At 65.3% G+C, this 12,438-nt stretch carries 10 protein-coding genes and 2 riboswitches; of the genes, 4 read left to right on the top strand and 6 right to left on the bottom strand.

The window, feature by feature from the left end:
* Positions 1-248: 248 nt before the first annotated feature.
* Together ACU5AX_RS14830 and ACU5AX_RS14825 are read right to left on the bottom strand one after the other, a co-directional pair.
* Complete coding sequence (locus ACU5AX_RS14830) at positions 249-2,549, bottom strand: putative bifunctional diguanylate cyclase/phosphodiesterase (protein ID WP_446691575.1); 2,301 nt, start codon at positions 2,547-2,549, stop codon at positions 249-251.
* 113 nt (positions 2,550-2,662) lie between these two features.
* A complete protein-coding gene (locus ACU5AX_RS14825; protein WP_446691574.1) occupies positions 2,663-3,022 on the bottom strand; it encodes a hypothetical protein in 360 nt (119 codons plus the stop codon).
* A gap of 120 nt (positions 3,023-3,142) precedes the next feature.
* Here ACU5AX_RS14825 and ACU5AX_RS14820 point away from each other — a divergent pair, with 120 nt between their 5' ends.
* On the top strand, positions 3,143-3,478 hold the full coding sequence (locus ACU5AX_RS14820) for a hypothetical protein (RefSeq protein WP_446691573.1): 336 nt from the start codon (positions 3,143-3,145) through the stop codon (positions 3,476-3,478).
* 187 nt (positions 3,479-3,665) lie between these two features.
* Positions 3,666-4,799: a Gfo/Idh/MocA family protein gene (locus ACU5AX_RS14815; protein WP_446691572.1), complete on the top strand. Its 1,134-nt coding sequence runs from the start codon at positions 3,666-3,668 to the stop codon at positions 4,797-4,799.
* Positions 4,800-4,832: 33 nt separating this feature from the next.
* On the opposite strand, the gene ACU5AX_RS14810 is transcribed toward ACU5AX_RS14815, so the two are convergent.
* Positions 4,833-5,165, bottom strand: a complete 333-nt coding sequence (locus tag ACU5AX_RS14810; RefSeq protein ID WP_446691571.1) for a hypothetical protein — start codon at positions 5,163-5,165, stop codon at positions 4,833-4,835.
* 286 nt (positions 5,166-5,451) lie between these two features.
* Positions 5,452-5,832: a hypothetical protein gene (locus ACU5AX_RS14805; RefSeq protein WP_446691570.1), complete on the bottom strand. Its 381-nt coding sequence runs from the start codon at positions 5,830-5,832 to the stop codon at positions 5,452-5,454.
* A gap of 286 nt (positions 5,833-6,118) precedes the next feature.
* Here ACU5AX_RS14805 and ACU5AX_RS14800 point away from each other — a divergent pair, with 286 nt between their 5' ends.
* Both ACU5AX_RS14800 and ACU5AX_RS14795 read left to right on the top strand, forming a co-directional pair.
* Positions 6,119-8,017 (top strand): AI-2E family transporter, encoded by a 1,899-nt coding sequence (locus tag ACU5AX_RS14800; protein ID WP_446691569.1) that lies wholly within the window; start codon positions 6,119-6,121, stop codon positions 8,015-8,017.
* Positions 8,014-9,168 carry a YihY/virulence factor BrkB family protein gene (locus ACU5AX_RS14795; protein ID WP_446691568.1) on the top strand — a complete coding sequence of 385 codons (1,155 nt, stop codon included), beginning with the start codon at positions 8,014-8,016 and terminating at the stop codon, positions 9,166-9,168. Before ACU5AX_RS14800 ends, ACU5AX_RS14795 begins: the two co-directional genes overlap by 4 nt.
* A gap of 299 nt (positions 9,169-9,467) precedes the next feature.
* Here ACU5AX_RS14795 and ACU5AX_RS14790 read toward each other — a convergent pair whose 3' ends face one another.
* Both ACU5AX_RS14790 and ACU5AX_RS14785 read right to left on the bottom strand, forming a co-directional pair.
* A complete protein-coding gene (locus ACU5AX_RS14790; protein WP_446691567.1) occupies positions 9,468-10,463 on the bottom strand; it encodes an alpha/beta fold hydrolase in 996 nt (331 codons plus the stop codon).
* 472 nt (positions 10,464-10,935) lie between these two features.
* A complete protein-coding gene (locus ACU5AX_RS14785) occupies positions 10,936-11,697 on the bottom strand; it encodes an acyl-CoA thioesterase (protein WP_446691566.1) in 762 nt (253 codons plus the stop codon).
* A gap of 103 nt (positions 11,698-11,800) precedes the next feature.
* Positions 11,801-11,999: riboswitch (cobalamin riboswitch) on the bottom strand.
* 115 nt (positions 12,000-12,114) lie between these two features.
* A riboswitch (cobalamin riboswitch) is annotated at positions 12,115-12,339 on the top strand.
* Positions 12,340-12,438 lie beyond the last annotated feature (99 nt).

Below are 12,438 nucleotides of genomic sequence, written 5' to 3'. Positions count from 1 at the left end.
TGACCCGACGGTGTCGCGCGCTGGAATCCACTTCCCTCATCAGCGATACGCCAGCCGACCCCCTCGTCATGAGCCTCCCCGCACTCCCACGAGGCTATTGCGACAGGCTTGCTTTCCGGAAGGAGACCGGCGGCTTCCCCGCCATGCGATCGTGTCCATTGCACCCCGGCTGGCGGGGCAGGCCGGCACATGGCAGCCCCGGATCGCGCGGGAAGGGCTGCGAAGGACAGCCGACGGCTCGACGGGGTCTAAGCGGCGAGCCTGTTCCGCAGCAGCGCTCCGAGTGCATCGACCGGTAGCGGGCGACTGATCAAATAGCCTTGCGCCATGTCGCATCCTGCCGTGCGCAGGAATGCGAGACAGTCCTGGTCTTCGATCCCTTCCGCAACGACCTTGAGGCCCAGATCGTGGGCGAGCGCGATGGTCGATCGCACCATCAGGGCATCGGCGTGGTTGTGGGCAGCGTGCTGTACGAAGCTGCGGTCGATCTTGAGTTCGGTCAGTGGCAGCTGGCGCAGGTAGCTGAGCGTCGACTGGCCGGTGCCGTAATCGTCCATCGATATGCCGACGCCTTGGGCGCGGAAGCGGCGTAGCGTTGCCGCGGCGCGTTCGGGGTCGGCCAGTGTTGCGGATTCGGTCACTTCAAAAATCAGATGTTCGGGCGATACGATATTGCCGGCAAGCAGCGTATCGACAGCCTGCGCGAACGCGGGCAGGGCGATCAGCGTCGCCGACAGATTGATTGCGCCGGTCAGCATCAGACCGTGTTCGCGCCATTGCCCGAGGTCGCGCATCGTGCGTTCGATCACGTACAGGGTGAGCGGCCCGATGCGGTCCGACTGTTCGGCAAAGGGAATGAAGGCATCGGGCCCGATCAGGCCGCGTACGGGATGCCGCCATCGCACGAGCGCTTCGACGCTGGTGATGCGATCGGTGCCGATATCGAGCTTGGGTTGGTAATGCACCTCGATCTCGCCGCGGGCGATGGCTTGATCCAATTCGCCCATCAGCACCAGGCGGCGCTCCATCGCTTCGACGTCCACCGTGCTGTCGCGACGGAACACGCCTTCGGCTGCGGCCTCGTTGGCGGCGCGGGTCGCGTCGATCAGGCGGTCGTGCAGGCCCTGTCCCTGATCGGCGATGCCGACATGAACAGCGGCGTCGACGCGACGACCCAAGATCTCGACCGGCTGCGTCAGCAGCGCACGCAGTCCTTCCTGGAAGTCGACCCGCTCCTCCGCCGACATGTCGAGGCGCATCGCCAGCAGACGGTCACCGATCCGATAGACGGCCGCATCGGCGGCCGCGATCCGCAACCGCTCGGCGAGGCGCAGGATCAGGTCGTGCCCGGCGCGCTCGCCGAGCAGAGTCACCACCGTATCGAAATTGCCGACTTGCGCGACGAGGATCGGCGCGGGCACCGCGGACCCGAAGTCGCGGATGATCGCGCGCTGGTTGCCGATACCAGTATCCTCGTCGATGCAGCGCTGTTGCTCCGCACGATCGGCTAGGCGCAGCATCAGCCACAAGCCCTGGACGACGACCAGCACCGCCATCGCCGCGGTCACCGGATAGACGACGCCGAGGGTCGATTGCGCAACGATCGCGAGACTGGCGAGACCGATCGGTGCGGCAGCAGCAAGTAGCCATGCCGAGACCAGACGCCGCGGCACGACGGCCAGCGCCCCGAGCAGCAATGCCAGCGCGATTGGGATCGCCGCGCTGCCGAACGTCGGTACGCCTCGCAGCAGGGTTTCCGCGGCGAGTGCCTGAACGATGACGCCCGGCACCACGCCCCAATGGGGCGTCGCGTAGCGATCCCCCATTTCGATTGCGGTCGCGCCGATCAAAATGTCCCGCCCCCGCACCGCATCTGGCGCGAAGCGTCCGTCGCGCACATCGATGAAGCTCAGGCGCGGCAGGCGCTCCGGGTTCAGTCCGAAATCGATCGGAAAGAAGGTGTCGGCGCTGCCCGATCGTTTGGCGATATAGGCCGACAGCGACGGACGCGGCGTGCCGGCGGTGATCGTGCCGAAGGGCGCGCGCCGCACCACACCGTCGCTATCAGGCTGCATGCTGACCGATGCGAGGGCGACATGCGGGCGGAACATCGCCAGCGGCAATGCGTCGATCGAACGGCGGTCGCCGGATCGGGCCTGCTGGGCAAAGGTCGGCAGCGCGACCATTCCGTCCGCCCGCGCAAGGGCGGCGGCCAGGCTGCGATCGCCGGCAGGCGTGTTGGCCGAGGAGAGGTCGACGTCGAAGGTGACCGATGCGGCGCCGGCGCGGCGCAAGCGATCGGTCACCATGGCATAGTGATCGCGTGGCCATGGCCATTGCCGGATCGCCGCGACGCTGGCTTCATCCATTTCGACGACGACGATCTTGCCGCTCGGCGCGCGCGGGGCGGCGATAGCCCGCAGGGGATCGAACAGGCGATCGGCATGCCGATCGAGGCCGCTCGCGATCAGCGATGCGCCCACGAACAATCCGATCGCGAGCACGATCAGGATCTTGATGCGGTGGGACGTGGCGGAGAGGATCGGCATTCGGGCTCCTGACAAGTGGTCCCGACCTAGCGCGTCGCTCCTTACGTCTGGTTACCGGCCGATCACATGACTCCGAAGCCCTCGGCGCCGCTCGCCGACACGGACACGCGCGCTTACTGATGGCGAAAGGTGTTTCCGAAGCCTTCGTTGGCCTTCGTCATCTTGGCGAGCTTCCGCGCATAGGTCCGAACGTGCCGTTCGAACCGGGCATCGTCGTTCATCCCCGTCGCAGGATAATCCTCCTGGGCGATGAGCGCCTTCAGGCGGGCGGCAAACGTCATCTGGTCATTCGTGCAGTCCGCGTTCTTGAGCAGGCGGCAGGCCCATTCTTCGGCCGCAGCCTTGTCGAAATCATCCCGGCCTTCATAGCCGCGCCTGTCCGCCGCCGCCTGATCCAGTCGAGAGGCGGCGAAACGCCGCTCCAGCCATAAGCGGACCAGCGACGCGTCCCAAGGTTTGAGCGAATCCGTCATTGCTTTTCCCTTGAGACCCTTCCGGGATACTGCCGGCGGCTTGCCGCGTGCAAACGCGCTATATGCGGCAGCAGACCGCTTCGCTACAGGCGGCGGCAATCGAGGCAGTCAGATCGAGCCATGGCCAGACGTTCGAAACACGATCCCTACGATCACCTTCCGCAGGACGAGGACGCGCCGGCGGCCCCCGTCCCGTGCTGGCTCTGCGGACGGCCGACCGGCAAGATCATCGTCTGGCATCATCCCGTGCCCAAGAGCCGCGGCGGGCGCGACGTCGTGCCGATGCATGGCATCTGCCAGCAGACCCTGACCGCAAATTTCACCAATTCCGAATTGCAGCGGCATGGCATGAACGTCACCGGCCTGCTGGACAATCCGAACGTGCGGAAGTTCGTCGATTGGGTCGCCAAGAAGGATCCGGATTTCACCGCGACGATCACCAAGAAGCAACGGTGACGGTGCGGCCTTCGGCCGGGCGGGCCGGCGTCGCTGTCTAAGTCGGTGGCGCGGTATCACCGTCGCGTCCCGACCTGGCCGGCGATGCTCTGATCGATTTGCACGGACGATCAATCGCGAGTTCCTGGCGGGGAACCATCTGCCCATCCGAAGCGGTTGCGCCATGGATCACGATCAGGAGCTTCGGATGAGTATCGCTTCGGCACTGGGCCTCGGCGGCCGCAAGGTTCGCTATGCCGTCGTCGGCCTCGGCGACATCGCGCAGGAGGCGTTGATGCCCGGCGTGTCGCATACCGGCAATTCGACGATCACCGCACTGGTGTCGGGCGATCCGGAGAAGCTGACCAAGCTTGGCAAGCGCTACGGCGTCAAGCGCCTCTACGGCTACGAACAATTTCCGGCCCTGTTGGCATCGGGCGAGATCGACGCGATCTACCTCGCTACGCCCAATTGGCGGCATGCCGAATTTGCCGTGCCGGCCCTGGAGGCGGGTATTCACGTGCTTTCCGAAAAACCGCTCGACGTGTCGTCCGCCAAGGCGCGCGAAATCATCGCCGCCGCGGCCAAGGGCAAGGCGCAGTTGATGACCGCTTACCGCCTGCACTTCGAGCCGGCGACACTCGACGCGATCCGGCGGATACGCGCCGGCGAACTCGGCGAATTGATCGCCTTCACCGCCTGCTTCACGCAGATGGTCGATCCCGCCAACCATCGTGCGTCGAACGGGATAGAGGCTGGACCGCTGTTCGACATGGCGCCTTATCCGATCAACGCCATTCGATATCTGTTCGGAGCGGAGCCGCTCGAGGTCGTTTCGGCGGTGGCGACCCGGCATCCCGAGTCCGGTTTCGGCGATCTCGACGATACGTTCGCCGTCACGCTGCGCATGCCGGGTAGTCGCCTCGCACAATTCACCGTCAGCTATAACGCCAATCAGGTCGACCAATTGACGATCGCCGGAACGAAAGGGTCTATCCAGATGGACCCCGCCTTCGGATTCGGTCAGGGGCTGGCCCATCGTCGGCGCATCGGCGAAAAGCTCACCGAGCAGACATTCAAGGCTACCGACCAGTTCGGCGGTGAGCTTCAATATTTCTCGGACTGCATTCTCGAGGAGCGCAGCCCTGAACCCGACGGGGAAGAAGGTCTCGCCGACCTGCTGGTCATCGAGGCGATTGTCGAGGCACTGCAGACGGGCCGGGCGGTCAAGGTCGCGCACATCGGTCGCACGCGGCGGATCGATCCGGACAGTCAGGAACAGACGCTGCGCATGGTGTCCGCGCCTGATCCCGTTCACGCGGCCCCTCCCACCGGCGATTGATCTCGTCAGGGGGGAGCAGTCTCGGCCAGATCGTCAGGGCTGTTCTGGCAAGGCTGCGTACCATTCCGCATAGATGGTGTTGCGCGCCAGGCGCCGATTGAGGTCGGGTGCGCCATCCGTCCACCAAACCGGGCCGCGTTCTCCGAGGGCAACCTTGGCGTCGTTGACGCTTCGGCGCGCTTGGCGAAGGGACATATCGTCCCGGATCCGAACGGCATCCCGCACGGCTCGCCTCGCCTTCATCAAATCGGCGACGAGCGTTTGCCGAGCCTCCGCGTCGAGCGCGGGGTTGGCTTTCCGCCACAGGCGCCCGCGAACGACGATGTATCGGCCGTCAGGGGTGACTGGCGGCTCGGTGCCTCGCATTACCACCGTATCGCGTCGGGGATGAGCGAGCCGACAGCCGTCGGACGTTCCGCCCGAAGCGCACGCCGCCCGGATGTGGGGGCCGAATTGGCGGTGACGCATGCCGATCTGATCATGAGGCAGTGCTAGCGGTCAGATTGCGCCGCCGAATCCGCGGCCGTGACAGGATGCGCTTGATGATCCGCCATGACCGGCGGCGGCAAGAAGATAGCACGTAGGCCTTTCGATTGGAGTGACGGTTTCGGCAATGCAACGGCGGGAGCGGCATTGCGCTGCTCCCGAACGCTTATGCCTTTTTGCGCGCCCGTTTTGGGGCGGCAGCGGCCGCGACATCTTCTTCCTCGTCAGGCTGATCCTCGCCAGCCTCGGTGAGCGCCTCGCCGAGCGCCTTCAGCTTATCCTGGTTCTTGTCCGCCTTGTCAGCGATTTTGGTCGTGGCGGTCCCAAGGCGGTGAAGCAGGGCGTGAACCCGATCAGCATCCGGCTCGCCTTTTTCGAGCTGTTTGCGCAAGGACGCGAGATCGCGGAGGATACCCTTCGCCCCGGAAATCTCGACGTCGGCCAGCGCAGCTTCCCAATCTTCCACCATGTCGGCGCCCTTTGTGGGCTTGGTCGCGTCCAGGCCGCGATTGATCGCATTCATCGTTCCAGCAAACTTCACAGCCATCGGGATCATCCTCGTCTCAGCCGGCGAATGCCGGCACCGCTCAACGAAGAGTGCACGCCGGGTTTCCCGCGGGACTGCCCTTTTCTCACCACGGCCATATCGCTGCTCCTCGCCATTGTCGCACGAGCCGACGGCGCCGCTATCCGATCAGTCCGACCCGCGGGGTTGGAGAGCAGGTCCACGGCCGCCCGAGCAATCGCCTGTTAGAAGCCCCTTGTACGTCCGTCGGCACGCGGGTGGACCGAACCAAGCCAGCGGGAGTTTGCCTATTCCGAAGGGAACGTAAATGGATAAGGGGATGGCGCAGGCGGCTCGGGCAAACGGCGTCATTGCCGCAAAGGTGCCCAGCCGGGACGGTTTGCTGGGTCTGGCCGTGGCTGTCGTCGTGATCGCAGGGCTGTTCCTGGCAAAGGACGTCCTGGTTCCGATCACATTGGCGATCCTGTTGTCGTTCGTGCTGTCGCCGATCGTGCTGTTGCTGAGGCGCCTGCGGATGCCGAAGGGACTGGCGATCTTCGTCGCGGTGCTGGGCACACTGGGCATATTGGGAGGGGTGGGCACCTTGGTCGGCACCCAGGCGGCGTCTCTTGCCGACAAGGCACCGAGCTATGTCGCCACGATCCAGACCAAGATCGATGGCGCAAGTGGCTATCTGACCAAGCGCCTGCCGTTTCTCCGTCCAACCACCCCAATGTCGGCGCCGGCGCCTGATCCGGGTGTCCAGCGTGGTACGCGAACTCATCCGATGATCGTCCGGGTGGTCGAGAAGCAGACGCCGGTATTGGAAGAGGTCGGCACCTATCTCAGTCCGGTGGTGGCGCCGTTCGAGACGTTCGTGATCGTGCTCGTGGTGGCCGTTTTCATTCTGATGCAGAAAGAGGATCTGCGCGACCGCCTGATCCGTCTATTCGGGTCGTCGGATCTGCATCGCACGACGGCGGCGATGGACGACGCCGGAGCGCGTCTCAGCCGGTATTTCCTGTCTCAGCTCGCCGTGAACGGGAGCTTTGGGCTGACCGTGGGTATCGGCCTCTGGCTGATCGGGCTGCCGGTCCCCGCGCTGTGGGGCATTCTCGCCGGAGTGCTGCGCTTCGTCCCGTATATCGGCGCCTTGCTGGGAGCGGCGCTGCCTCTGGTCGTGGCGGCGGGCGGAGACCCCGGCTGGTCCACCGTGCTGATGGTGGCGGCCCTGTTCCTGATCCTGGAGCCGCTGATCGGCTATGTCGTCGAGCCCCTCCTTTACGGCCACTCCACGGGCCTTTCACCTTTGTCGGTCGTGCTCGCGGCCGTCTTCTGGACGTGGATATGGGGTCCGGTCGGGCTTGTGCTGTCGATGCCGCTCACGCTGCTCCTCGTCGTCTTGGGGCGCCACATCCCCAGCCTCGAGTTCCTGGACGTGCTGCTCGGTGATCGTCCGGCACTTACGCCGGTCGAACGTTTCTACCAGCGCATGCTCGCCGAGGATCCCGATGAAGCGCTGGAGCAGGCGGAAAGCCAACTCGCGACTCGGTCCCTGACGGCCTATTATGACGAAGTGGCGCTGGCGGCCTTGAAGATGGCGGCGGCGGACGTCGAGCGGGGTGCCATCACGCACGAGCGCGCCGCCAAGGTGGTCGACTCGATGCTCGTGCTGGTCGATGAATTGCGGGAGCAGGATGATACGGCGAGCCCAGCACAATTGGGTGGCAGCTCGTTGACCCCGCTGCCGGAAGGCGATGCGGGATTTCAGGAAACCGCGCCGTCCACGCTCCCACTGGCTCCGATCACCTGGCAAGCCGACGGAAGCGTGCTGTGCATCGCCGGCCGCGGCGTGCTCGACGATGCGGTCGCCGCCATGCTGGAGCAGCTCCTGGCCAAGCGCGGGTTCGGCGTCAGCCGTGTCTCGCATGAGGCGGGTTCGCGCGTGAATATATACCGCCTCGACGTGTCGCGGGCGCGACTGGTGTGCATCTCCTATCTGCAGATCAGCGGATCACCATCCAAGCTGCGCTATCTCATCCGTCGTATCCGGTCGCGGGCCGGCAACGTGCCCATCCTTGTCGGCCTGTGGCCGGAAGGAGAGGCGGCGCTGACCAGCCGCGAGATACAACAAACGCTGGGCGCCGACGTCTATGTCGGGAGCCTGGGCGCTGCCGTCGAAGCCAGTCTGGAGCATGCCGTCGGCGACCCGGAGCAGGCGGCATGAGCGTTTCGGATCATCGCGCCGGCGAAGGCGCGCACTCGCCGATGCAGGTGCCCGCAAAGGGGTGGCTGGCGGTGCTCCAGCGCACCTGGAAGGAGATGGACAAGGACAATATCGGCATCATCGCCGCCGGCATCGCCTTCTACGTATTCGCGGCGATCGTTCCGACGCTTGGGGCGGTCGTCCTGAGCTACGGGCTCTTCGCCGATGGCGAGACGGTACGGCACAACGTCGAGGCGGTCTTCGCATCGCTGCCGCGCGATGCCGCCTCGATCATCACCGATCAGCTGCTGACCGTGACCGCGAGTGCAAAGGACAAGCAGGGGGTCGGCCTGATCATCGCGTCGATCCTGGCCTGGTATGGCGCGACGAAAGGGTCGTCGGCAATCATCACGGGCCTGAACGTCGCCTATGACACGGAAGAGACGCGCGGCTTCGTCCGGCTCAATGTCCTGCGCTTCGCCGTCGTCGCGGGTGGCGTGCTGATGATCTTCCTCGGAATGGGCACGACGATGCTGCTGACCTTCTTGGGCGGCCTGATCCCGAACGCGCCGGGCATCGTGTTGGCCGCGATACGTGTTGCCGGTTATCTGGCATTGGCGTTGCTCGTCGTCACGGCGACGGCGGTGCTCTTCCGTTACGGGCCGGACAATCGCCAGCCCCGTTGGATATGGTTGTCGCCGGGTTCGGTCGGCGCGACGGTGCTGTGGCTGGCCGGGACGGCGGCATTCGGCTTCTATGTCGCGCATTTCGGCAATTACGGGGCGACCTACGGTTCGCTGAGCGCGGTGATCGTAACCCTCACCTGGCTATGGCTGACCGCCTACGTCTTTCTGCTGGGCGCCGAGCTCAACGCGGAACTCGAACGGCAGGTGGAAGGAGGGGCGCCCATATGCGCGACGAAGCAGAGCGGTCATGATGCTCGCCCGCCTGCCCATGTCTATCCGGCCAGCGCCATGGCGAAGCAGCCCGGATGGACCGGGGCAGGCGGCGCAGCTTCGGCTTCAAGGGATAATCGGATGGCGGGACACTCTGGACCAGGTGTGGCGGGGCGAGCGCGACCGCTGGGCGCGATGCTCGTTGCCTTCGTCGCCTTTGCGGCATGGCGGCGCGGACGTCGCGTGGCGGTGAGCGACCATGGGGGAACCGGGTGATGTCGCTCGGCTGCTCGTCCTGGCGGTTGGTCGACGTCGAGGCGGGCTTCGAGATCTGCTTCGTTTCGTCATGCTGGCAACCATGATGCGATCGGAAGGCAGACTTTGCCGCGGCGCCAAGGCGCTTCTTCCGCAACGGCGGCATTTCCGCCGAGCGGCTTTCAGACGGTAGGTAGACTTTTCAGATCAGGCGATCACGCCGTATGATCTGGTGAGCTTTGGCAATCCTCAAAGCGTGGTTCAAGTATATCGCCAATACCGGATGTCGCCGGCACATCCGATGACGATCGCCCGCCGCGTCACGGCGCCAATGTGGAGCGGAGTGCATTCAGAAGCACCGCCGGCGCCTCGACCTGCGGCGCGTGCCCGAGATCATCGAGGCGGATCAGGCGAGCGCCGGGAATGCGACCCACCGCCTCCTCGGCCGCTTGCGGCACGGTATGGACATTTGCCCGCCGATCGTCCGGGGCGCTGCTCGCGCGAAAGGCGGTGCGGTCGCGCTCGCCGATGATGAGGGTGGTCGGAACCGCCAGGCGGGGCAGCTCGGCGGCGACGGGCTGGGTCTGGATCATGTCCGACAGACGCGCCTGGGCATCCCGCACGATGTCGCCATCGGGGCTGGCATATTGGCCGGCCAGCATGGCGACCCAGCGGTCGTAGGCCGGGCGCCACACCCCATGATAGTAATTGCGTAGCTGATAGGCCTTGATCGAGGCGGCGTCGGTCTTCGCCTCCTCGGCACGCAGCTGACCCAAATCGGTGTAGGGCACGCCCTCGCTGAGCGAGTCGTTGAGGCCGAGCGGGTTGACCAGCACCAAATGCGCGACGCGATCGGGATGAAGCAGTGCGAAACGGGCGGCGAGAATGCCGCCGGTCGAATGGCCGACGAGGACCACCTTGCGGACGCCCGCCCGATCGAGAAGCGTTGCGGTCAGCGTCGCCATGGCGTGGAAGCTGTATTGATAGCCCTTCGGCTTGGACGATTTGCAGAAACCGACCTGGTCCGGTGCGATGACGCGGTACCCGGAGGCCGCCAGCCCCCGAGCGGTCTCGTCCCACGTCGCGGCGCAGAAGTTCTTGCCGTGCAACAACACCACGGTGGTGCCGTTCGCCGGACCCGTCGCCGGCCAATCGAGATAGGCCATGCGGACGGGTTGCCCCTGGGAGGTGGCGTCGAACCAGTGGACCAGCGCGGGATAGTCGAACCGTTCGAGATTGACGCCAAGCGGCACGGTCTGCGCCGTGGCGGCGGTTGCAAGCATGAGGGGGGAGGCGGCGAGAAGACGAAGCAGCATCAACGCCCAACCCCGGACGCCGCGGCGATATCCCTGACGCAAGCATCTACGGGAGCGTTGGGCGTCGCGGTGACGAGGGCTTGGCTGGATTGGGATCGCGCCCATGCGTCGCGTCCCCAGGGGCAGCCTGTTCAGCGGCGGCGACGGTGGACGATGGCCCGTCGATCGGCAGCAGGGCGGCGGGCGATGGTCGAATGAAAGGCCCCTCATCGGGCGGGATAAAGTTGACGGGGGGGGCGAAGCTATAACCCTGCGTGCGCGTGATGGGGGGCACCTCGCCACGGACGTGACTGGCTGCGCGCTCCCTATGCCACTCCCCGCCCAGCCAGCGAGCGGGTAGGCGACACCGGCGGGAGGCGGCTAGGCTCACGGAGATGATGGTATCAATGTCGTCTTCCGCTTTCGACTCCTGGCGCTGAGATGACGTGTCATTCTCTGTCCACGACCGGAATGCGAGCTGCCGTTCGGCACATCACGCCGCGTGCCACCGCTTCGCCCGGCCATGGTCATCGACTGACACCATCGTGAACGTCGCGGTGGCGGCATGCCGCGTTTCGCCGGTCAACAGATGTTCGGCGCGAAGCTCGACACCGATTTGTACCGAGCTTCGCCCGGTCATCTGCACCTTGGCCGCCAGCTCAACCATTTCTCCTTCGCGAATGGGGGAGCGGAAGTCGATACGGTCGGACGCGGCCATGACCATCACCGCCCGGGCATGGCGGGTGGATGCGATAAAGGCCGCCTTGCCCATCATGCGAAGCGCGTCCCCTCCGTACAACGTGCCATAGTGATTGGTTTGATTGGGAAAGATCATGTCGACCATCCGCAGCGGAACGGGCGGCTCTGGCGGTACCGGCGACGCGATCGGGGGCAGGGGATGGTCGATCCCGACCGCGACGAGCGTGAACCGACCGCGGGTGCAGACATGTCGTTGTCCCCAGACGGGCGCCTCCGCGACCAGTTCGACCTCGACGTCCAGCGACGTTCGTCCCACCCGGACGACCCGTCCCGTCACCTCGACCATATCGCCGACGCGGGCCGGGGCGGCAAAGTCGATCTTCTCTGACGACGCGGTGACGAATGTCGCGCGACCATGGCGCGACGCGGCCAGAAAGGCGACCTTGTCCATATGAGCCAAGGCGATGCCACCGAACAACGTACCATGGTGATTGGCGTCGCCGGGAAAGACCATGTCGATCAGTTGGATAGGGGGGCTGCGATCGTCTTGTGACATGCTGGTCCTCATCAAGCGCGAGGTCTTCCAGACGCCAGAGGCCGACGGGGAAGGGCCATTCCCCGCAGCGACGCAGCGGCCAGACCGGACACCCCGCCGGTGGTCGTTATGGCGTCGATCGGCAGGTCTCCTGGCTCACGGGTCATCATGGCAATCCCGGCCTTCCCAGCGCCGAAACGCCAGTGACACGCAAAGGGGATGGCCATTCGCCGCTTACAGTTGCGGGGGCAGCATCGGCATCGCACCGATTTCCCGTCTTAGCCTTCGGCCATTCGGCGAAGGAACCTCGACGCCCGGCGATCGCAGAAACCGGACTCCGGCGTCAAGCTTTGCCTTACCCACCCCACCCATTAAAACCGCGATGCATCAAGATATAAAGATATCTTTATATCAGGATTGACATGGCGGCGGAGTTGGTGTGGATAGGCCGTGTCGAGGTTCTCCATCCCAGGCATGGCGATGGAGCTAAGACGGGAAGCCGGTGGTGCCCTTGATGGGCAGAGTCCGGCGCTGCCCCCGCAACTGTAAGCGGCGAGTGGCGGCTCCATGACGTGTCACTGGGCTCTTGCAAAGAGCCTGGGAAGGCCGGAGCCGCTGCATTGACCCGTAAGCCAGGAGACCTGCCGATCGACGCCATAACGTTCCTCGGACGGGGGTTCCTCCGGTGGATCGCGCACGACGCCTCGACCAGTGGCTTCACGCCATCCGGGTCTGTCCACGCCCTGCGCGCTCTCGCCTGAC

The sequence above is a fragment of the Sphingomonas benefaciens genome (assembly GCF_052907485.1).
The sequence above is the reverse complement of the archived record's forward strand: the minus strand, read 5'-3'. Positions and strand labels throughout refer to the sequence as shown.

Coding starts and splice junctions, on each gene's coding strand:
- ACU5AX_RS14830 (WP_446691575.1), bottom strand. CDS start 2,549: ATGCCGATCCTCTCCGCCACGTCCCACCGCATCAAGATCCTGATCGTG.
- ACU5AX_RS14825 (WP_446691574.1), bottom strand. CDS start 3,022: ATGACGGATTCGCTCAAACCTTGGGACGCGTCGCTGGTCCGCTTATGG.
- ACU5AX_RS14820 (WP_446691573.1), top strand. CDS start 3,143: ATGGCCAGACGTTCGAAACACGATCCCTACGATCACCTTCCGCAGGAC.
- ACU5AX_RS14815 (WP_446691572.1), top strand. CDS start 3,666: ATGAGTATCGCTTCGGCACTGGGCCTCGGCGGCCGCAAGGTTCGCTAT.
- ACU5AX_RS14810 (WP_446691571.1), bottom strand. CDS start 5,165: ATGCGAGGCACCGAGCCGCCAGTCACCCCTGACGGCCGATACATCGTC.
- ACU5AX_RS14805 (WP_446691570.1), bottom strand. CDS start 5,832: ATGGCTGTGAAGTTTGCTGGAACGATGAATGCGATCAATCGCGGCCTG.
- ACU5AX_RS14800 (WP_446691569.1), top strand. CDS start 6,119: ATGGATAAGGGGATGGCGCAGGCGGCTCGGGCAAACGGCGTCATTGCC.
- ACU5AX_RS14795 (WP_446691568.1), top strand. CDS start 8,014: ATGAGCGTTTCGGATCATCGCGCCGGCGAAGGCGCGCACTCGCCGATG.
- ACU5AX_RS14790 (WP_446691567.1), bottom strand. CDS start 10,463: ATGCTGCTTCGTCTTCTCGCCGCCTCCCCCCTCATGCTTGCAACCGCC.
- ACU5AX_RS14785 (WP_446691566.1), bottom strand. CDS start 11,697: ATGTCACAAGACGATCGCAGCCCCCCTATCCAACTGATCGACATGGTC.